This window comes from Sphingomonas kyeonggiensis, from assembly GCF_014204495.1.
In the GTDB taxonomy this organism is placed as follows: domain Bacteria; phylum Pseudomonadota; class Alphaproteobacteria; order Sphingomonadales; family Sphingomonadaceae; genus Sphingomonas; species Sphingomonas kyeonggiensis_A.
On sequence record NZ_JACHLN010000002.1, the window covers coordinates 999,837 to 1,017,419 of the forward strand.

Consider the following 17,583-nt stretch of genomic DNA (forward strand, 5'->3'; position numbering starts at 1 on the left):
GGCTTATGCCTCGGCCGGCGGGGTCTCTTCGGCGGTCGCCTCGGCGACCTGCTCGGCTTCCGCGGTCGGCTCCTCGGTGGCAGCCTCGACCTCGGCCGCGATCACGGCTTCGGCCTCAGCCTGCGTGTCCTCGGCCGGAGCAGCGGCGGCAGCGGCCTCGGCAGCCTTCGCCTCGGCAGCGGCTTCCTCAGCGGCCTTCACCTTTTCGGCACGCTCTTCAGCGCGCTCGACGGCCTTCTCGCCCGGCTTGCCCTTGTTCGGGTTGCTGCGCGCGGCGCGCTCCTTCAGGCCAGCGGCGTCCAGGAAGCGAGCGACACGGTCGGTCGGCTGCGCGCCGACGCCCAGCCAGTACTTGGCGCGCTCACCGTCGAGCACGACGCGCTTGGCATCGTCCTTGGCGAGGAGCGGGTTGTAGGTGCCGATCTTCTCGATGAACTTGCCGTCGCGGGGCGAACGGGCGTCCGCAACGACGATGCGGTAGTACGGACGCTTCTTCGAGCCGCCGCGCGACAGACGCAGGGAAATAGCCATTACAATCTTCCTTCTTCGTATTCGTCAGCCCGGCCACGACCGGATCTGCTTTGGTTGCTGCCCCGCCGCCTGACGGCTGGGCGGGGTAATCACTTCTTCTTGAGCAAATTCTCGAAACCGGGCGGGAGCTGCGGCGCACCGGGGCCACCAAGGCCCGGAAGCCCGCCACCGGGGCCATCCAGCTTGCCCATCATGTCGCCCAGCCCGGCGCCACCCAGCGCATTGCCGATGCCGCCCATGCCGCCGCCGGGGCCACCCTTGCCGAGCATGCCCAGCATGCCCTTCAGGCCGCCCATCTTCTTCAGCCGCTTCATCGCGGTCTGCATTTCCATATGCATCTTCAGGAGCTTGTTGACGTCCTGCACGGTCGTCCCCGAGCCCTTGGCGATGCGGATCTTGCGCTTGGCGTTGATCAGGTCGGGCTTGGCGCGCTCCTTCGGCGTCATCGAAGTGATCATCGCGTCCATGCGGATCAGCACCTTGTCGCCGCCGACCTGGTCGACCGCCGCCTGCGCCTTCTTCATGCCCGGCATCATGCCGGCGAGCGCACCCAGGCCGCCCATGCGGCGCATCTGGGCAAGCTGGTTGCGCAGGTCGTTCATGTCGAACTGGCCCTTGGCCAGCCGCGCCGCCATCTTCTCGGCGTCTTCCTCCTGGATCGCAGCCGCCGCCTTCTCGACGAGGCTGACGACATCGCCCATGCCGAGGATACGGCCGGCAACGCGCTTGGGATGGAAGGGCTCGAGCGCGTCGAGCTTCTCGCCCATGCCGGCGAACTTGATCGGCTTGCCGGTGACCGCGCGCATCGACAGCGCGGCGCCGCCACGGGCATCGCCGTCCATGCGGGTGAGGATCACGCCGGTGAGCGGCACCTGCTCGGAGAAGCTCGATGCGACGTTCACGGCGTCCTGGCCGGTGAGCGAGTCGACGACGAGCAGGATCTCGTTCGGCGTGGCGATGTCCGCCACCGCCTTCATCTCGTCCATCAGCGCCTGGTCGACATGCAGTCGGCCGGCAGTGTCGAGCATCAGGACATCATAGCCCTGCAGCTTGGCGGCATTGAGCGCGCGCCTGGCGATCTCGACCGGCTGCTGGCCCGCAACGATCGGAAGCGTCGATACCTCGGTCTGGGTACCGAGCACCGCGAGCTGCTCCTGCGCTGCCGGACGGTTCACGTCCAGCGACGCCATCATCACCTTCTTGCCCTGGCTCTTGAGCAGCCTGGACAGCTTGGCGGTGGTGGTCGTCTTGCCCGAGCCCTGGAGACCCACGAGCATGATGACGGCGGGCGGAGTGACCGCGATGTTGAGCTCGGCCGTGTCCGGGCCCAGCATGTCCACGAGCGTGTCATGGACGATCTTGACCACCTGCTGGCCCGGCGTGACCGAGCGGAGCACTTCATGGCCGATCGCCTGTTCGGTCGCCTTCTCGACGAAGTCGCGCGCCACCGGAAGCGCGACATCGGCCTCCAGCAGGGCGATCCGCACTTCGCGCATGGCGGTGCGGACATCGGCTTCGGTCAGCGCGCCACGACCACGCAGGCGATCGAATACGCCACCCAGCCGTTCGCTCAGACTTTCGAACATGAACCCAGACACTCCAATTCCCGACCGCGAATCACCAAACGCAAAACACGCCGGCGGACGAAACCTCGTCGGCCGGCGTCACCCCTTGGGGTGGCAAATGTCTCGCGTTCAAAGAGAACGGTCGCGGCGGCCCCTACCCGATCCGCCCGCGCGAGGCAAGCCCGGGGCACGGACGCAAAATATTGCACGAAGGTGTCACGGGCTTAACCCGTTCTATACCCTGCCCGTGAGAAAACGCCCCGATCACAGTTGGGGATCGTCGCCGGCATGCCGCTGGACTTCGAAGAACAAGCCGTATCGCAAAGCGCCCAGCGCCCGAACCTGCTTTCGGGTGCGATCAGCGTTGCCGCGATCCTTTTGTTCGTCGGCATCGGCAGCGCCGTGCTGTCCAAGACCCTGCAATTCTATTTCGAGGGCGGCGAGCCGGCGGACCGCACGCTGGTGATCGCGCTGCTGCTCAACGTCGCGCTGATCCTGTTCGGCTGGCGCCGCCACAACGAGCTCAGTCTCGAAGTGCAGGTACGCACCGCCGCCGAGGAGCGCGCCCAGCAGCTCGCCAACCGCGACCCGCTGACCGGCTTCCTCAACCGTCGCAGCCTGGCCGAGGAAGGCGCGGCGATGTTCGTCCGGGCCCAGCGCCGCCGCAAGGCGATGGCGATGCTGATGCTCGACCTCGATCACTTCAAGACGATCAACGACATGCACGGCCATGCCGTGGGCGACGCGCTGCTCCGCGCCGTCGCCGCAGAGATCGCGCATGTCATGCCGCCGATCGCGCTCACCGCGCGGCTGGGCGGTGACGAGTTCGCCTGCGGTTTCCTGTTCGATCCCACCGAGCCCACCGTCGTTGAGCGCATTGCCGAACGGCTGGTGAGCCGCATGGCCCAGCCCTTCGAAGCCGAAGGCCTTCGTCTGCATATCTCCTGCTCGCTCGGCATCGCCCGCTCGGACTTCGATTGCGCCAGCATCGATGCGCTGATGCGCTCCGCCGACATCGCGATGTATGCGGCCAAGAAATCGGGCCGCAACCGCTATGCCTGGTTCGACCATTCGATGGAGCGCGAACTCCAGATCCGCAACGAGCTGGAAAATGGTCTCCGCACCGCGATCCCGCGCGGCGAGATCGTCCCCTATTTCGAACAACAGATCGACCTGAGCACCAACCGCCTGCACGGCTTCGAAGTGCTGGCGCGCTGGGAGCATCCGCAGCGCGGGCTGATCAGCCCCGAGCTGTTCATTCCGATCGCGGAGGAGACCGGCATGATCGCCGATCTCTCGCTGTCGATCATGCGCCAGGCGTTCATCGCCGCGCGCGACTGGGACCCCACGCTCACCCTGTCGATCAACATCTCGCCCTGGCAGCTGCGCGACGCCTGGCTGGCGCAGAAAATCATCAAGGTGCTGGCCGAAACCGGCTTCCCGGCGAGCCGGCTGGAAGTGGAAATCACCGAAAGCTCGCTGTTCGACAATCTGGCGCTCGCCCAGTCGATCGTCGGCAGCCTGAAGAACCAGGGCGCCAAGCTGGCGCTCGACGATTTCGGCACCGGCTATTCGTCGCTGGCGCATCTGCGCGCCCTGCCCTTCGACCGGATCAAGATCGACAAGAGCTTCATCATCTCCCTCAACACCAGCGCGGATTCGGCGGCGATCGTCAACGCGATCATCAGCCTCGGCGAGAGCCTGAACCTGCCGATCACCGCTGAAGGCGTGGAGGACGCCGCGATCGAGGAGCGGCTGCGCGCCGCGGGCTGCGCCAAGGCGCAGGGCTGGTATTACGGCAAGCCGCTCTCGGTGAGCGGCGTGCGGCGCCTGCTCGCCGAGCGCCGCCTGATCCACCCGGGCTCAGGCGCGGCTACTCCCGAAGCCCCGGATTCGGGGCAGAGACTGGCGGGCTGAGCCTGGTTCGTCATGCCGAACTTGTTTCAGGGTGACGGTTGATACTTGCGGCGCCTACCAGCCCGAACCCTCGTCACTGAGAAACGCCACCTCCTCCGCCGTCGATTCCCGCCCCAGCGCGGCGTTCCGGCTGGGGAAGCGGCCGAAACGCCGGATCACCTCGGCATGCTTCTCCGCGAAATCGAGAATGTAGGCGTCGCCCAGCGATCCGAACTTCTCGACGCTCAGCGCCTGCATCATCGGGTCCTCGGCATGCTCGAGCGGCAGGTAAAGAAACTGGCGCTCCTCCGCCGTCATCGCCACCTCCCAGCCTCGGTCGATCGCCTCCAGCGCCAGCTGCAGGGCGAGCGGATCGGCGGCATAGGCCTCGGCGCTGTCGCGGTGAAGGTTGCGGCTGAACTGGTCGAGCAGGACGATCGCCGCGAGCAGGGTTTCAGGATCGTCGCGCCAGCCCGCCGCGCCCGACCCCAGCACGAGGTCGCGCAACGGGCCGAAGCGCGCCTTGATCTCCGCATCGAGTTTCGCCGAGCGCGCGAAATGCTGCTCCGGCGTAAGCGCGAACCAGAAGCCCAGCACTTCGCGGGCCTTCGCGTGGACATCCAGGGTCGCTGCGCCTAGATCACCGGTCAAATGTCATCCCCTCACGTCATCAGTCTGGGCTGCCGTCTCAACCTCGCCGAGAGCGAAACGATCCGCGCGCTGCTGACGGATCGTGACACTGTCGTGATCAACAGTTGCGCGGTGACCAACGAGGCCGTCAAGCAGACGCGCCAAGCGATCCGCCGCGCGCGCCGCGAGCGGCCGGACGCCGAGCTGGTGGTGACGGGCTGCGCGGCGCAGATCGATCCGCAGGCTTTCGCGGCGATGCCCGAGGTCGATCGGGTGATCGGCAATGCCGAGAAGCTGGATGGCAAAGCCTGGACCAGGCCCGAGCCGATGCTGGTGCAGGACATCATGGCGGTGCGCGAGACCGCGCCGCATCTTGCCGCCAGCTTCTCGACGCATGCCCGTGCGTTCGTCGAGGTGCAGAATGGCTGCGACCATCGCTGCACCTTCTGCGCGATTCCCTATGGCCGGGGAAACAGCCGCTCCGTTCCGGCGGGGGCCGTGATCGACCGCGTCGCCCAGCTCGCCGAGAGCCATGCCGAGGTCGTGCTGACCGGGGTCGACCTGACCAGCTACGGCCCCGACCTGCCCGGCAGCCCGAGCCTGGGCCAGCTGGTCGAGCGCATCCTGACGCATGTGCCGAGGCTCCAGCGCCTGCGACTTTCCTCGCTCGACGGGATCGAAGTCGACGACCGGTTGTTTGCCCTGCTCACCGGGGAGCCGCGCCTGATGCCGCACGTCCATCTCTCGCTGCAGGCGGGCGACGACATGATCCTGAAGCGCATGAAGCGTCGCCACAGTCGGGCCCAGTCGGTCGCACTGGCAACTCGATTAACAGTCGAGCGTCCTGACATCGCTATCGGCGCCGACCTGATCGCCGGCTTCCCGACCGAGACCGAGGCAATGTTCGAGAACACCCTCGCGCTGGTCGCGGAGTGCAACATCGTCCACGCGCATATCTTCCCCTATTCGCCCCGCGCTGGCACCCCGGCGGCCAGGATGCCGCTGGTCGAGCCCGAAGTGGTGAAGGCCCGCGCCGCCCGCCTGCGCGCCGAGGCCGCACGCGTCAGGGACAATTGGCTGCAAAGCCTGGTAGGCAGCACCCAACAAGTGCTGGTAGAGCGCCCCGGAGAGCGGGGCCATGCCGGCAATTTCGCCGAGGTTCGCCTCGCCCCCCATGAAGTCGGAGAGATTGTGAGCGTCAAGATCGTGGATGTCCGGGACGGGAAGCTGATCGCATGAGCGGCCCCAGCTGGCACGAGCGCCTTCTCGGCGGCTTCCGCAAGACTTCCGACCGGCTGATCGGCAACCTCGCCGGCCTCGGCCTGGCGCGGCTCGACGATGCGACGCTCGACGAGATCGAGGAAGCGCTGATCGCCTCGGACCTCGGCCCCGCCACCGCCGCGCGCGTGCGTCAGCGGCTCGCCGACGGCCAGTTCGAGCGCAACATGGAGGAGCTGGGCATCCGCCTTATCGTGGCCGACGAAGTCGCCAAGGCGCTCGAGCCGGTCGCGAAGAAGCTCGAGATCGAGGCCTTCCCGCGTCCGCAGGTGATCCTGGTCATCGGCGTCAACGGATCGGGCAAGACCACCACGATCGCCAAGCTCGCCAACCTGCTGATGGAGCAGGACTATTCGGTGATGCTCGCGGCCGGCGACACCTTCCGCGCCGCCGCGATCGGCCAGCTGCGTACCTGGGCCGAGCGAATTGGCGTGCCGATCGTATCGGGCGCCGAGGGCGGCGATGCCGCCGGCATCGTGTTCGAGGCTGTGAAGAAGGCGACCGAGATCGGCACCGATGTGCTGATCGTCGACACTGCCGGCCGCCTGCAGAACAAGACCGAGCTGATGGACGAGCTGGCCAAGATTCGCCGCGTGCTCGGTCGCCTCAATCCGGCGGCGCCGCACGACGTGGTGCTGGTGCTCGACGCCACCACCGGCCAGAACGCGCTCAACCAGATCGAAGTGTTCAAGGAAGTCGCCGGCGTCACCGGGCTGGTGATGACCAAGCTCGACGGTACCGCGCGCGGCGGCGTGCTGGTCGCGGCAGCCGAGAAATACGGCCTGCCGATCCATGCGATCGGCGTGGGCGAGAAGGTGGACGATCTGCGTCCGTTCAATGCGCAGGAAGTGGCGCGCATCATCGCGGGCGTGGAGGAGCTTACCAATGGCTGAGAAACAGGCCGCCTCGCCTGGCGTGCGGATGCTGATCGATTACGGCCCGCTCGCGGTGTTCTTCGGCGTCAATGCGATCGCCCAGGGCCCGGTGCTCGCCCGCGTGTTCGCAGCGACCGTGGCATTTATGGTCGCGATGGCGGCCGCGATTGCGCTGAGCTGGTGGAAGACCCGCCATGTCTCGCCGATGCTGTGGATCACCGCCGCGTTCGTATTGCTGTTCGGCGGGCTCACCCTCTATTTCCACGATCAGACCTTCATTCAGATCAAGCCGACGATCATCTATACGATGTTCGCGGTGGTGCTCGGATATGGCGTGATCGCCGACAAGCCGCTGCTCCAGATGCTGCTCGAACAAGCCTATCCCGGACTTTCGGCGCGTGGCTGGCGGCTGCTGACGATCAACTGGGCGCTGTTCTTCCTCGCCGCCGCAGTGGTCAACGAAGTCGTCCGCCACTTCGTCAGCTGGGACCAGTGGGTGTTCTTCAAGACCTGGATCATGATTCCGGTCACGCTCGTATTCGCAATGCTCAACATCCCGCTGCTGCTCAAGCACGGCCTGCAGCTCGAGAAGCCCGAGGAGGCGCCGATCCCGCCGCAGGAGTAAGCGGCGGTGTCGAGCAACCTCTATCGCGCGGTGCGCGCCACCAACTGGCTGCGACGCCAGATGCGCACCAATTCGCTGTGGTTCCTTGCGCTCTCGATGCTCGTCGGCATCGGCGCGGGCGCCGGCGCGATCGCGCTCGGCCAGCTCGCGCGGGGCACCCAGCGGCTGCTGTTCGGCCTGGCACAGGGCGAGCATCTGAGCGCCGCCAGTCAGATCGAGCCCTGGCGCCTGGTCGCCCTGCCCGCCGGCGGCGCGCTGCTCGGGCTGGTCCTTTGGTTCCTGCGCCGACGCAAGGCGGTCGACATCGTCGAAGCCAATGCGCTGCACGGCGGCCGCATCCCGGCGCGCGACACCGCCACCGTGGTCGGCACGACGCTGCTCTCCAACAGCTTCGGCGCCTCGGTGGGGCTTGAGGCCGCCTATGCCCAGGCCGGCGGCGGGCTGGCCTCGCTGCTCGGCCAGAAGGTGAAGCTGCGCCGCGGCGACCTGCGCACGCTGATGGCCGCCGGCGCGGGCGCCGCCGTGAGCGCGGCATTCGGCGCACCGCTCACCGGCGCCTTCTACGCCTTCGAAGTCGTGCTCGGTGCCTATAGCCCGGCCATGGTCGCCCCGGTGATGCTCGCCGCGCTCGCCGCCGCGGTGCTGGCACGAGGGCTTGGCATGACGCCCTATGTGATCGCGGCGGGCGGCATGCACCCGATCGGGACCGCCGACTATATCCTCTACGGCGTGCTGGGCGTGCTCTGCGCCGGGCTCGGTATCGTGCTGATGCGGCTGGTCTCGCTGGTCGAGCACGCGGTGCATCGCTCGAAGCTGCCGATGCACTGGGCGCCGCTGGTCGGCGGGCTGCTGCTGGTGCCACTGGCGATGATCTCGCCCCAGGCGCTGTCCGGGGGCCACGGCGCGCTCAACCTCAACCTGATGGCCGAAGTGACGATCGCCGGGCTCGCCCTGACGATCCTGCTCAAGATGCTCGCCTCGGCGATATCGCTCGGTTTCGGCTTTCGCGGCGGCCTGTTCTTCGCCTCGCTGTTCCTCGGCTCACTGGTCGGGCGGCTCTACCAGGTGATGCTCGCACAGGTGCCCGGCCTGCACGTGCTGGCGCCCGACGATGCCACCGTGGTCGGCATGGCGGCACTTGCCGTCGCCGTGGTCGGTGGACCGATGACCATGTCGCTGCTGGTCCTCGAGGTGACCCATGATTTCAGCATCACCGGCGTCGCGCTCGCCGCCACGCTGATCGCCTCGACCGTGGCGCGCTCGACCTTCGGCTATAATTTCTCCACCTGGCGCCTCCACCTGCGCGGCGAGACGCTGCGCAGCGGCCGTGACGTGGGCTGGATGCGCGCGCTCACCGCCGTCCAGATGATGCGTCGCGACGTGCCGCAGATACCCGCCTATTCGAGTGTCTCCGCCTTTCGCGAGCGCTTCCCGCTCGGCTCTACCACGCGCGTCGTGCTGCTCGACGTGAAGGGCCGCTATGCCGGCATCGTCGAGACCGCCGCCGCCTGGTCGCCCGAAGTCGAGCCGGTCGCCGAGATCGGCTCCCTCGCCCGCTTGCCCCAGGCGAAGCTGTCACCGGAAATGGGGATCGGTGAGGTGCTGGAGATGTTCGACAGCGTCGCGGCCGACGATCTCGCGGTGGTCGATCGCGAAGGCAATGTCATCGGCCTGATCACCGAGCGCCATGCTCGCCGACGCTATGCGGAGGAGTTGGAACGCTCGCAGCGGGAATTGTACGGCGAGGCCTGAGGCCGATCCTTAAGGCTGCGCTGGCCCCGGCCTTCGCCGGGGTAAGAGAGGGCTATTTCCGTTGGCCACTGCGCTTGGCCACCACATCATTCCGCAGCGCCTCACGCCGCGCGAACAGCTCCGCCTCTTCGGACGGGCTGAGCCCGCCAGCGGCAAACCGCTCCTCCAGCGTATCGACCTGATACGCCTCACGCCGCAGCTGCTTCGCCTCGCGCCGGGTAAGCTGGCCGCCGCTGCGCCCATCGCGGATATCGCTGCGGATCTTGGCGGTCTCGGCCGCGCTCCGGTCTCGGCTCATCGCGCCGCCCGAAGGCCCTTTCAGGCTCGGCCCGCCCCAGATCTGCGCGGAGGCAGGCGCGGCGAGCAGCAGCACGGGTGCAAGGATCAGATAGCGGCGCATCACGACTTTCCCCAAAGCAGTGTCCAAACGGAAGCTCACCCCGACCGGTTGAACCTCTCCTGAATGTAGGTCGTACACTGTTCCCCGGCGAAAGCCGGGGCCCAGAGTCAAAAGCGGGCCGGCAGAGAAACCCTGGACCCCGGCTTTCGCCGGGGAACTGCAAGAACGCAAAAGGGGCGCCCGATCGCTCGGACGCCCCTTTCTGAACGCTTGTCGCGAAAGATCAGCTGTCCTGGTCAGCCCGGCCCACGCCGGCGCCGTCGAGGTTCTGCGACACGAAGTCCCAGTTGATGATGTTCGCGGTGATCGTCTCGAGATACTTCGGACGCAGGTTGCGATAGTCGATGTAATAGGCATGCTCCCACACGTCGATCGTGAGCAACGGCTTCATGCCCTCATAGACCACCGGCGTGTCGGCGTCGTGCAGCGAGGTGACCTTGAGCTGGTCGCCGTCGAGCACCAGCCAGCCCCAGCCGTTCGAGAAGTGCGCGGTCGATTCAGCGACCAGCTTCTTCACGAGCTCGTCGGTCGAACCGTACTGCGAAGCGATCAGCTCGGCGAGCTTGCCGCTCGGCGCGGTCTTCTCGCCGGTCAGGCCCTGCCAGAAGAAGCTGTGGTTCCAGATCTGGGCCGAGTTGTTGAACAGGCCCTTGTCGCCGGTTTCCTTGGCGTGCGCGATCACTTCGCTGAGCTTGCGGCCCTCGAGGCCCTTCTCGGCGATGAAGCCGTTGGTCTTGTCGACATAGGCCTTGTGATGCTTGCCGTGGTGAAACTCGAGCGTTTCGGCCGACATGTGCGGCGCCAGCGCGTCCTTGTCGAAGGGAAGCGGGGGAAGTTCGAAGGCCATTTGGTCTCTCCAGGTTCACCAGGGGGGTCACCCGGGCAACGAACCGCCGGGCGATGCGGTCCCTCCCCTAGCCCGCAAAATTCATCGCTGTCGCGGAAAAATCGTTGCGTCGCGCAAATGAAAATTTCGATCGGGCGCGATTGGCGGAATTACTATTGCAAACGCTAATCAATAGCCTGGAATTATTGGGCTTCTTCTCGCCATCGCTAAACACCGTCATCCCGGCGAAAAAGGAAATGGAGAGGCTGGGATCAGCCGCCCACCTGCAGCAGTTCATGCCGCTTCAGCGCGTGGCGCAGCTGGTCATAGGTGAGCCCCAGCGCCTCCGCCGTCGCTCGCTGGTTGAAGCGGTGATCGGCAAGCGCGCGCTGGAGCAGCTCCTTCTCGAACCGCGCCACCCGACCCTTGAAATCGGTTGCGCCCGAAAGTGCCGCCGGCTGCTCCTCGAGCACCACCGGCGCCGCCGCCGCCGCGATAGGCGTTGTCGCGCTCGAAGCGCTCCCCTGCATCGCGCGCAGGCGATAGGGCGACTGGAAGGGGTCGATCTCGATCGCGTCGATCGGCCCGTCCTGTTCCCAGCGATAGACCGCACGCTCGACGACGTTGCGCAGCTCGCGGACATTGCCCGGCCAGTCGTAATTGGTGAGGATGTCGAGCGCGTGCGGGCCCCAGCCCGGCCAGTCGACCCAGCCGATCTCGCTCGCCATGCGCCGGCCGTAGAAATCCGCCAGCACCTCGACATCGCCGCCGCGGTGGCGAAGCGGCGGCAGGGTGACGACCTCGAAGCTCAGCCGGTCGAGCAGATCCGCGCGGAAACTACCCTTGTTGACCCGCTCGGGCAGATGCTCGTTGGTCGCCGCCACGATGCGGACATCGACCGTCACCGGCCGCGACGATCCGATCCGGGTGATTTCGCCATATTCAACCGCGCGCAGCAGTCGTTCCTGCGCGCCCATCGAGAGCGTACCCAATTCGTCCAGGAATAGCGTGCCGCGATGCGCTTCCTCGAAGCGGCCGATCCGCGCCTTGGTCGCACCGGTAAAGGCACCGGCCTCATGGCCGAACAGCTCGGCCTCGATCAGCGTCTCGGGCAGCGCCGCGCAATTCATCGTCACCAGCGGCTGGTCCCAGCGCGGGGACAGGCGGTGGAGACGCTCCGCGACCAGCTCCTTGCCGGTGCCGCGCTCGCCGATCACCAGTACCGGGCGATCGAGCGCGGCGGCGCGACTGGCGCGCTCCAGCGCGTCAAGGAATGCCGAGGATTGGCCGATGACCTGGGTTATGCGCTCCATGCCAAATCCTTGGTGTATTTTCCCAACACTTGGCAAGTTAAATCCGCCACCTGAATGCCTTATGAACGGCAAAAACGGCAGATTTCTACGGTTTTCTGAAATTGGCACGCCGCCTGCAATGCATATGGCAAGCCCGCTGACGGGCCTGGATAAACACCAAGGTTCAGGGAAACAGGAACATGAACGCCAACGCCGCCTACTACCGCAACGCCTTCTTCTCGGTGGCACTTTCGGTAGCCGCCAGCCTGATCATCATGGTCGGCACGGCCGGCCTGGTGACGGCCTGAGAACAGGGTCCCCCGCTCGCTTCCCCTCGCGAGCGGAAACCTGACGGGAGGGGTCACCCCCTAGACCCCTCCCGCCGGGAAACAGAACACGAAGGAGTAACGACGAAATGGGTATCTTCTCTCGAACCCGCGACATCATTGCCGCCAACGTCACCGACCTGCTCGACAAGGCGGAAGATCCCGCGAAGATGATCCGCATGATCATCCTCGAGATGGAGGAAACGCTGGTCGAGGTCCGCGCCTCCGCGGCCCGCACCATCGCGGACCAGAAGGAAATGCGCCGCCACATCGCCAAGCTCGAAAAGCTCCAGGAGAGCTGGACCGAGAAGGCGGAGCTGGCGCTCTCCAAGGGCCGCGAGGACCTGGCCAAGGCCGCGCTCGTCGAAAAGCAGAAGGCCGCCGACATGTGCGACCAGCTGAACGAGGAGATTGCAGTGCTCGACGAAGCGCTCAAGGCTTCGGAAGAGGACATCAACAAGCTCCAGACCAAGCTGCGCGAGGCCCGCGCCCGCCAGAACTCGATCGTCACGCGGCTGGAAAGCGCCAGCAACCGGGTGCGCCTGCGCGAGATCACCAACGGCTCGCGGGTGCAGGATGCCTTCTCGCGCTTCGATGTCCTCGAGCGCCGGGTGGACTTCGCCGAGGGTCGCGCGGAAGCAGCCGGCCTGGGCGCCGCGCCCAAGACGCTCGACGAGGAAATCGCCGAACTCCGCTCGTCGGAGAAGGTGGATGCCGAGCTCGAGGCCCTGAAGGCCCGCCTCAACAAGGGAGCCTAAGCGATGGAGGAAGTCTTCCTTCCGATCGTCATCGTCGGAATGCTCTTCATCGGGCTGCCCTGGGTGATCATGCACTATATCACCAAGTGGAAGCAGTCCGGGACGATCACCAACGAGGACGAGAAGCTGCTCGACGAGCTGCACTATACTGCACGCCTGCTTGAAGAGCGCCTGCTCACCGTCGAGCGGATCATCGCCGCCGACAACCCCGATTTCCGCCCTGTCCGCGACGCCCGTCCGGAACAGAGCCCCTACGACATCTCGCGGAGGAACTGATCATGTCGAGCCGCACGAAATTCTACCTCGACAAGGCAAATGGCAAGTGGCTGGGCGTCTGCTCGGGGCTGGCCGACTACACCGGCATCGACGTCATCTGGCTTCGCCTCGGCATGGTGCTGGTCACCTTCAGCACCTTCCCGATGGGCCTGATCGCCTACATGCTGATCGCCTGGCTGGCCCCGGCAAAGCCCTACGGGCTCTACCAGGGCCCTGAAGAAGCCAAGTTCTGGCAGGGTGTCCGCTCGAACCCGACGCGCTCGACCGCCGAGGTCCGCTCGAAGTTCCGCGACATCGATCGCCGCCTGGCCGACATCGAGATGTACTATACGAGCCGCAACACGCGCCTCGCCGACGAGATCGACAGCCTGCGCTAAGCAGGGCGGTCCCGGCACAAGAGGCCAGACTTAAGAGGGAAAACGGCAATGCATGAAGGTGGTATGATCTTCGTCCTGCTGATTATCGCGATCTCCACCACGGGATGGCTGATCAACAACTGGATCCGCGCCCGTCACGGCTATCCGATGGAGAACGAGTTCAAGGGCTTGAGCCACAAGGCGGACCCCGCCGCGGAGCGCAAGATCGAACTCCTCTCCACCGAGAATGAGCGCCTGACCGGCCAGATCAGCCGGCTCGAAGAGCGGATCGCAGTGCTCGAGCGGATCGCCACCGATCCCGCCGAGCGGGTGGCCCGCGAAATCGACAGCCTGCGCTGAGGAGTGACGAGATGAGCTTTCCCTTCACCGCATTCGCCCCGGTCGCCATGGTCGTCGGTGTACTCGCAGTGGCCGGCTGGGTCTTCATCACCTGGCTCCGCATCAAGCATGGCTATCCGCTCGACGGGGCCTGGGGCCAGGCGGTCTATCCGAAGAATGACGACGCGGCGATGGAGCGGATCAAGCTCCTGAGCCAGGAGAACGCCCAGCTCCGTGCCGAACTGGGCTCGATCAAGGACCGACTCGCCAATGTCGAGCGGATCGTGACCGACAGCTCGCACATGCTCGATCGCGAGATCGAGAGCCTGCGCGGCCAGCGTAACTGAGGAGTTGAAGCGATGATCAGTCCCCTGCTCATTCCGATCCTGGGTATCTCCTGCGGTCTGGTCGCCATCTTCGGCGGCGTGTTCCTCAAGCCCTGGTTCGCGCTTCAGCAGCGCAAGATGGAGCTGGAGGCGCAGATGGTCGCCGAAAAGGCCGCGCAATATGCCGCCCAGACCGAGAGGCTCGAACAGCGGGTCCGGGTTCTGGAACGGATCGTCACCGACAAGGGCGTCGATCTCGCCAACGAGATCGAACAGCTGCGGGATGCCCCCCCGCTGAACTGAAAGTTCCCACGCGGCGCCGACAAGGCCCGCCAGTAAGAGGAAAGTCCGAAATGATTGCCATCGTGATGCTCGCAGTGCTGACGGCACTGTGCGGGGGCGGTATTGTCCTCGCCGAAATGCGGGACCGCCCTGTTCGCCGCGCCGCGCGGCTGGCCAAGGCCAACCAGCAGAACTGATCGATCAAAGCGCGTTTGAAGGAGTAGTGGAATGAACCCGTTCGAGATGGTTGTCGCGATTATCGTGATCGTCACGATCGGCAGCGTGCTCAAGGCGCGCTACGGCATCCACAAGGACAAGGACGGCAACGAGGTCTATCGCGGCAATACTGCCGACGCGGCCTCCGTCGCCGAGAATGCCCGGCTCCGCGACGAGGTCCGTGCGCTCAAGGAGCGCGTCCAGGTCCTCGAGCGCGTGGTTACCGACACCGAAGGCAGCGTCCGTCTCGACCGCGAGATCGAATCGCTGCGCGACAAGAACTGACGTCAGACCAAGGGAGGCATGACGTGACCCAAGATCCGACACTGTACCTCACCCTCGCCGTCTCCGGTCTCGCCGGGATCGCCATGATCACCACCGCCGGGCTCTCGGGCTGGCGCGGCTGGCTGGCCCTGAAGCGCCAGGAACTCGATGCCCATCACGGCCCCGAAGTGGCAGCGGCCATGCCCACCGCCGCCTCGCGGATCGAGATCGCCGATCTCAAGGAGCGCATCCGCAAGCTCGAAGCCATCGCCGCCGGCGTGGACCTCTGACTTGCTCAGGCCCCTCCCCGGCGGGGAGGGGCTAGGCGAGCGGCGCAGGAGCGCTATAGCGCCCTGCATGACCAGCCTCGCCGACCTGCAGGACGAATATGCGTTCCTCGAAGCCGATGACCGCTACCGCCTGTTGATCGATCTGGGCCGCGGGCTCGAGGAGATGCCCGAAGCGCTCAAGACCGATGCTACCCTGGTCCGCGGCTGCTCGGCCTCGGTATGGGTCTACCCCACGAGGCGAGAAGACGGCTCGCTCCACTTTCTCGCCGATTCCAACGCGGCGATCACCAAGGGCATCATCGCGCTGGTGCTGCTCACGGTGCAGGACAAGGCCCCCGCCGAGATCCTGGCCAGCGACATCGAAGGCGCCCTCGCCCCGTTCGACCTGAAGAACCAGCTCAGCTCGAACCGTACTCAGGGCATCCCCAACATGATCGCCCTCGTTCGCGAGACGGCGCAGCGTTACGTAGCCGGCTGAGGCCCCTTTTCTTTCCCCGGCGAAGGCCGGGACCCAGACCAAGCAGTGCGCGGCGAAGACACGCCAAGGCGCGTGACTTTCAAGTGCTGGACCCCGGCCTTCGCCGGGGAAAGAAAAGCTCGATACCGCGCCCTCACCCCTGCCCTTGCAATGTAGGATTTCGCCTGCTGGGCTCACGCAGCCGGTCGCTTGGCCAGCCGCTCTTTGACCCTGTCGGAAAATAGGATCACGCACGCGCAATCATGTTGCGAGATGCGCGGCATTCCCGAGAAATTAGGGAAAATAGGCTCGCCCGAAACCCGCTCTTGGCCTGTACTTTGTGTACTTCCGCGAGTCGCCATCCCATCGATGTAGGAAGCCTCAGCCGCGCCCGAGCCCCAGCTCTTCGGCTACGCCGTCGAGATCGGCGCCCTTGGGCACCAGCAGCCATTCGCCCGGTCCGCCGGCATCGATCACCGTTACCGCACCGCGCGGGCAGACGCCCATGCATTTCACCTCGACGATCCCCGCCTCGGCCTTGCGCCCCTTCTTCAGGCCGAGATGCTTGCGCAATGCCTTGGCAAGCGATTGCTTGCCCTTCGGCCCGAAGCCGCCGTCCAGCTTCTTCGAGCATTTGGTGCAGACCAGGACGGTATGTTCCCAGTTGGAATGGACGCGAAGCTTGCTCAATCGCCCTTCCAGGTGCGCCGCTCCTCGGCGGCCTTGAGCACGTCGTACGCCGCCTGGATCGCCTGGAAGCGCTTGGCGGCCTCGGCATCCCCGGGCTTCACATCGGGATGATTGACCTTGGCGAGCCGGCGCCAGGCGAGGCGCACCGCCTCGAAATCACTATCGACCTCGAGCTCGAGCACTTCCAGGGCGCGGATCTCGTCGCGCGAACGGCTGCCGTCGCCGGGGCCGGCCCAGCCGTTGTACTTCGCCTCGGCAAAGCCCGAGGCATCGCGGCGCTCATCGGCTTCGCGCTTGGCGGCTTCCTCGGCGGTAAGGCCCGCGAAATAGTCCCAGTTGCGGTTGTACTCGGCAGCGTGCGTCTCGCAGAAATACCAGCGCTCGCGGCTGTTCGGCGATTTGGGCGCGGGCCGGTCACCCGGCTGGTCGCAGCCATGGCGATCGCACATCCGCACCTGCACGGCCTCACGCTCGGCGCCATAGGCGCGCCAGCGCGGAAAGCCCCAGTCGGAAGAACGTGTCGATCGTGCCATCCCGCCCAGATAGACACTCGGCCCGCAGGCGCAAGCGGGTGCGCGCCTGGCGCCGTCCCGTAAAATGATGCCAGAGGATCTATAAGCCGGGTTCTGTCCTCGCCTTTCGGCGATGTGCGACCATTCCTCTAGGCGACGGATTGCTCCGCCGCTCCAGCAACCAACCCGGGCGACGGGCCGGAACCAGGCCCATATGCCGCCCCTATTCGGTCTTGCTCCCGGTGGGGTTTACCATGCCGCTTCCGTTACCGGTCGCGCGGTGCGCTCTTGCCGCACCCTTTCACCCTTGCTGGTCCCGAAGGACTTAGCGGTCTGCTCTCTGTGGCACTTTCCCTGGGGTCGCCCCCGCCGGGCATTACCCGGCACCGTGTTTCCGTGGAGCCCGGACTTTCCTCGCGTGCTTGCGCACCCGCGGCCGCCCGATCCTCTGGCGGTGCCCCGTCTAGCGCCGCCGCGCGCAACTGCAAGCGTTCAGGCGCCGTCTTCCGGATCGACGGTGCGCATCGCGGTGCCCCAGGCCATCACTTCCACCTTCCAGGTGACGTTCAGCCCGGACGCCAGCGCGATCCTGCGATAGTCCGATCCCATGCCCACCACATCGTCGGCACCGCGCACCTCCGCGATCCGCCGAACCGCGTCGGTCGCCTCGCTGACGGTGGGAATGTTCACGGACGAGGGTACTTCGCCCTTGGCATCGGCGCGCGCCACGCCGGAAAGATAGGCCTGGACAGGACCCAGGGGTGTCGAACCGATATTGCTCAAGGCGAAAACCTCCGCCTTCCTATAGATCATCCTATACT

At 66.0% G+C, this 17,583-nt stretch carries 24 protein-coding genes and 1 other RNA gene; 15 read left to right on the forward strand and 10 right to left on the reverse strand.

Annotated elements, in window-relative coordinates; genetic code table 11:
• Positions 1–3: 3 nt before the first annotated feature.
• Complete coding sequence (rpsP, locus tag HNP52_RS12285; protein WP_184167367.1) at positions 4–531, reverse strand: 30S ribosomal protein S16; 528 nt, start codon at positions 529–531, stop codon at positions 4–6.
• Positions 532–620: 89 nt separating this feature from the next.
• The gene (gene ffh / locus HNP52_RS12290) at positions 621–2,117 is read right to left on the reverse strand and encodes a signal recognition particle protein (RefSeq protein WP_184167370.1); all 1,497 of its coding nucleotides are present in this window, start codon (positions 2,115–2,117) and stop codon (positions 621–623) included.
• Between the two features lie 267 nt (positions 2,118–2,384).
• Between ffh and HNP52_RS12295 the strand changes: the two genes are divergently transcribed.
• Positions 2,385–4,013 (forward strand): bifunctional diguanylate cyclase/phosphodiesterase, encoded by a 1,629-nt coding sequence (locus HNP52_RS12295; RefSeq protein WP_184168323.1) that lies wholly within the window; start codon positions 2,385–2,387, stop codon positions 4,011–4,013.
• Between the two features lie 54 nt (positions 4,014–4,067).
• On the opposite strand, the gene HNP52_RS12300 is transcribed toward HNP52_RS12295, so the two are convergent.
• Positions 4,068–4,643 carry a DUF924 family protein gene (locus HNP52_RS12300; protein ID WP_184167373.1) on the reverse strand — a complete coding sequence of 192 codons (576 nt, stop codon included), beginning with the start codon at positions 4,641–4,643 and terminating at the stop codon, positions 4,068–4,070.
• Here HNP52_RS12300 and mtaB point away from each other — a divergent pair, their 5' ends adjacent.
• The 4 genes from mtaB to HNP52_RS12320 are packed head-to-tail and all read left to right on the forward strand — an operon-like array spanning position 4,644 to position 9,152.
• Positions 4,644–5,861 carry a tRNA (N(6)-L-threonylcarbamoyladenosine(37)-C(2))-methylthiotransferase MtaB gene (gene mtaB / locus HNP52_RS12305; RefSeq protein WP_184167376.1) on the forward strand — a complete coding sequence of 406 codons (1,218 nt, stop codon included), beginning with the start codon at positions 4,644–4,646 and terminating at the stop codon, positions 5,859–5,861. It abuts the gene before it with no gap.
• Complete coding sequence (gene ftsY / locus HNP52_RS12310) at positions 5,858–6,793, forward strand: signal recognition particle-docking protein FtsY (protein ID WP_184167379.1); 936 nt, start codon at positions 5,858–5,860, stop codon at positions 6,791–6,793. The genes mtaB and ftsY overlap by 4 nt, the downstream gene beginning before the upstream one ends.
• A complete protein-coding gene (locus HNP52_RS12315; protein ID WP_260396065.1) occupies positions 6,786–7,400 on the forward strand; it encodes a septation protein A in 615 nt (204 codons plus the stop codon). Before ftsY ends, HNP52_RS12315 begins: the two co-directional genes overlap by 8 nt.
• A gap of 60 nt (positions 7,401–7,460) precedes the next feature.
• Positions 7,461–9,152 carry a chloride channel protein gene (locus tag HNP52_RS12320; protein ID WP_184168325.1) on the forward strand — a complete coding sequence of 564 codons (1,692 nt, stop codon included), beginning with the start codon at positions 7,461–7,463 and terminating at the stop codon, positions 9,150–9,152.
• 52 nt (positions 9,153–9,204) lie between these two features.
• Here the strand turns inward: HNP52_RS12320 and HNP52_RS12325 are convergent, their stop codons facing one another.
• The 3 genes from HNP52_RS12325 to pspF form a co-directional block, all read right to left on the reverse strand.
• Positions 9,205–9,552 carry a hypothetical protein gene (locus HNP52_RS12325; protein WP_184167382.1) on the reverse strand — a complete coding sequence of 116 codons (348 nt, stop codon included), beginning with the start codon at positions 9,550–9,552 and terminating at the stop codon, positions 9,205–9,207.
• 223 nt (positions 9,553–9,775) lie between these two features.
• A complete protein-coding gene (locus tag HNP52_RS12330; RefSeq protein ID WP_184167385.1) occupies positions 9,776–10,399 on the reverse strand; it encodes a superoxide dismutase in 624 nt (207 codons plus the stop codon).
• A gap of 251 nt (positions 10,400–10,650) precedes the next feature.
• Positions 10,651–11,691, reverse strand: a complete 1,041-nt coding sequence (gene pspF, locus HNP52_RS12335) for a phage shock protein operon transcriptional activator (protein ID WP_184167388.1) — start codon at positions 11,689–11,691, stop codon at positions 10,651–10,653.
• 394 nt (positions 11,692–12,085) lie between these two features.
• Here pspF and pspA point away from each other — a divergent pair, with 394 nt between their 5' ends.
• The 10 genes from pspA to HNP52_RS12380 all read left to right on the forward strand — a co-directional run bounded on the left by pspA (position 12,086) and on the right by HNP52_RS12380 (position 15,581).
• Entirely contained in the window at positions 12,086–12,754 is a 669-nt protein-coding gene (gene pspA / locus HNP52_RS12340; RefSeq protein ID WP_184167390.1) for a phage shock protein PspA, read from the forward strand.
• Between the two features lie 3 nt (positions 12,755–12,757).
• Complete coding sequence (gene pspB, locus HNP52_RS12345; RefSeq protein WP_183994719.1) at positions 12,758–13,030, forward strand: envelope stress response membrane protein PspB; 273 nt, start codon at positions 12,758–12,760, stop codon at positions 13,028–13,030.
• Positions 13,030–13,407: an envelope stress response membrane protein PspC gene (gene pspC, locus HNP52_RS12350; RefSeq protein ID WP_184168326.1), complete on the forward strand. Its 378-nt coding sequence runs from the start codon at positions 13,030–13,032 to the stop codon at positions 13,405–13,407. Before pspB ends, pspC begins: the two co-directional genes overlap by 1 nt.
• 48 nt (positions 13,408–13,455) lie before the next feature.
• Entirely contained in the window at positions 13,456–13,746 is a 291-nt protein-coding gene (locus tag HNP52_RS12355; RefSeq protein WP_184167393.1) for a hypothetical protein, read from the forward strand.
• Between the two features lie 11 nt (positions 13,747–13,757).
• On the forward strand, positions 13,758–14,072 hold the full coding sequence (locus HNP52_RS12360) for a hypothetical protein (RefSeq protein ID WP_184167396.1): 315 nt from the start codon (positions 13,758–13,760) through the stop codon (positions 14,070–14,072).
• Positions 14,073–14,084: 12 nt separating this feature from the next.
• A complete protein-coding gene (locus tag HNP52_RS12365; protein ID WP_184167399.1) occupies positions 14,085–14,354 on the forward strand; it encodes a hypothetical protein in 270 nt (89 codons plus the stop codon).
• Positions 14,355–14,404: 50 nt separating this feature from the next.
• Positions 14,405–14,530, forward strand: coding sequence for a hypothetical protein (locus HNP52_RS23105; RefSeq protein WP_260396066.1), 126 nt, complete (start codon positions 14,405–14,407; stop codon positions 14,528–14,530).
• Positions 14,531–14,561: 31 nt separating this feature from the next.
• Positions 14,562–14,834: a hypothetical protein gene (locus tag HNP52_RS12370; protein ID WP_184167402.1), complete on the forward strand. Its 273-nt coding sequence runs from the start codon at positions 14,562–14,564 to the stop codon at positions 14,832–14,834.
• A gap of 83 nt (positions 14,835–14,917) precedes the next feature.
• Positions 14,918–15,103, forward strand: coding sequence for a hypothetical protein (locus HNP52_RS12375; RefSeq protein ID WP_184168327.1), 186 nt, complete (start codon positions 14,918–14,920; stop codon positions 15,101–15,103).
• Between the two features lie 67 nt (positions 15,104–15,170).
• Positions 15,171–15,581 (forward strand): SufE family protein, encoded by a 411-nt coding sequence (locus HNP52_RS12380; RefSeq protein ID WP_184167405.1) that lies wholly within the window; start codon positions 15,171–15,173, stop codon positions 15,579–15,581.
• A gap of 360 nt (positions 15,582–15,941) precedes the next feature.
• Here the strand turns inward: HNP52_RS12380 and HNP52_RS12385 are convergent, their stop codons facing one another.
• From HNP52_RS12385 to HNP52_RS12400, 4 genes are all read right to left on the reverse strand, one after another.
• Complete coding sequence (locus HNP52_RS12385) at positions 15,942–16,250, reverse strand: (2Fe-2S) ferredoxin domain-containing protein (protein WP_184167407.1); 309 nt, start codon at positions 16,248–16,250, stop codon at positions 15,942–15,944.
• The gene (locus tag HNP52_RS12390; RefSeq protein WP_184167410.1) at positions 16,247–16,783 is read right to left on the reverse strand and encodes a J domain-containing protein; all 537 of its coding nucleotides are present in this window, start codon (positions 16,781–16,783) and stop codon (positions 16,247–16,249) included. The genes HNP52_RS12385 and HNP52_RS12390 overlap by 4 nt, the downstream gene beginning before the upstream one ends.
• A 66-nt stretch (positions 16,784–16,849) precedes the next feature.
• Positions 16,850–17,214: RNase P RNA component class A (rnpB, locus tag HNP52_RS12395), an RNA gene on the reverse strand.
• A gap of 40 nt (positions 17,215–17,254) precedes the next feature.
• Positions 17,255–17,545: a hypothetical protein gene (locus HNP52_RS12400; protein WP_184167412.1), complete on the reverse strand. Its 291-nt coding sequence runs from the start codon at positions 17,543–17,545 to the stop codon at positions 17,255–17,257.
• Positions 17,546–17,583 lie beyond the last annotated feature (38 nt).

Excerpts from the sequence above, each read along its gene's own strand:
- HNP52_RS12360 (WP_184167396.1), top strand. The coding sequence starts at position 13,758 with ATGAGCTTTCCCTTCACCGCATTCGCCCCGGTCGCCATGGTCGTCGGT.
- HNP52_RS12365 (WP_184167399.1), top strand. The coding sequence starts at position 14,085 with ATGATCAGTCCCCTGCTCATTCCGATCCTGGGTATCTCCTGCGGTCTG.
- HNP52_RS12330 (WP_184167385.1), bottom strand. The coding sequence starts at position 10,399 with ATGGCCTTCGAACTTCCCCCGCTTCCCTTCGACAAGGACGCGCTGGCG.
- pspA (WP_184167390.1), top strand. The coding sequence starts at position 12,086 with ATGGGTATCTTCTCTCGAACCCGCGACATCATTGCCGCCAACGTCACC.
- HNP52_RS12370 (WP_184167402.1), top strand. The coding sequence starts at position 14,562 with ATGAACCCGTTCGAGATGGTTGTCGCGATTATCGTGATCGTCACGATC.
- HNP52_RS12320 (WP_184168325.1), top strand. The coding sequence starts at position 7,461 with ATGCGCACCAATTCGCTGTGGTTCCTTGCGCTCTCGATGCTCGTCGGC.
- HNP52_RS12375 (WP_184168327.1), top strand. The coding sequence starts at position 14,918 with ATGATCACCACCGCCGGGCTCTCGGGCTGGCGCGGCTGGCTGGCCCTG.
- mtaB (WP_184167376.1), top strand. The coding sequence starts at position 4,644 with ATGTCATCCCCTCACGTCATCAGTCTGGGCTGCCGTCTCAACCTCGCC.
- HNP52_RS12295 (WP_184168323.1), top strand. The coding sequence starts at position 2,385 with ATGCCGCTGGACTTCGAAGAACAAGCCGTATCGCAAAGCGCCCAGCGC.
- pspB (WP_183994719.1), top strand. The coding sequence starts at position 12,758 with ATGGAGGAAGTCTTCCTTCCGATCGTCATCGTCGGAATGCTCTTCATC.
- HNP52_RS12355 (WP_184167393.1), top strand. The coding sequence starts at position 13,456 with ATGCATGAAGGTGGTATGATCTTCGTCCTGCTGATTATCGCGATCTCC.
- HNP52_RS12325 (WP_184167382.1), bottom strand. The coding sequence starts at position 9,552 with ATGCGCCGCTATCTGATCCTTGCACCCGTGCTGCTGCTCGCCGCGCCT.
- ffh (WP_184167370.1), bottom strand. The coding sequence starts at position 2,117 with ATGTTCGAAAGTCTGAGCGAACGGCTGGGTGGCGTATTCGATCGCCTG.
- rpsP (WP_184167367.1), bottom strand. The coding sequence starts at position 531 with ATGGCTATTTCCCTGCGTCTGTCGCGCGGCGGCTCGAAGAAGCGTCCG.
- HNP52_RS12315 (WP_260396065.1), top strand. The coding sequence starts at position 6,786 with ATGGCTGAGAAACAGGCCGCCTCGCCTGGCGTGCGGATGCTGATCGAT.
- HNP52_RS12390 (WP_184167410.1), bottom strand. The coding sequence starts at position 16,783 with ATGGCACGATCGACACGTTCTTCCGACTGGGGCTTTCCGCGCTGGCGC.
- HNP52_RS23105 (WP_260396066.1), top strand. The coding sequence starts at position 14,405 with ATGATTGCCATCGTGATGCTCGCAGTGCTGACGGCACTGTGCGGGGGC.
- HNP52_RS12380 (WP_184167405.1), top strand. The coding sequence starts at position 15,171 with ATGACCAGCCTCGCCGACCTGCAGGACGAATATGCGTTCCTCGAAGCC.
- pspF (WP_184167388.1), bottom strand. The coding sequence starts at position 11,691 with ATGGAGCGCATAACCCAGGTCATCGGCCAATCCTCGGCATTCCTTGAC.
- ftsY (WP_184167379.1), top strand. The coding sequence starts at position 5,858 with ATGAGCGGCCCCAGCTGGCACGAGCGCCTTCTCGGCGGCTTCCGCAAG.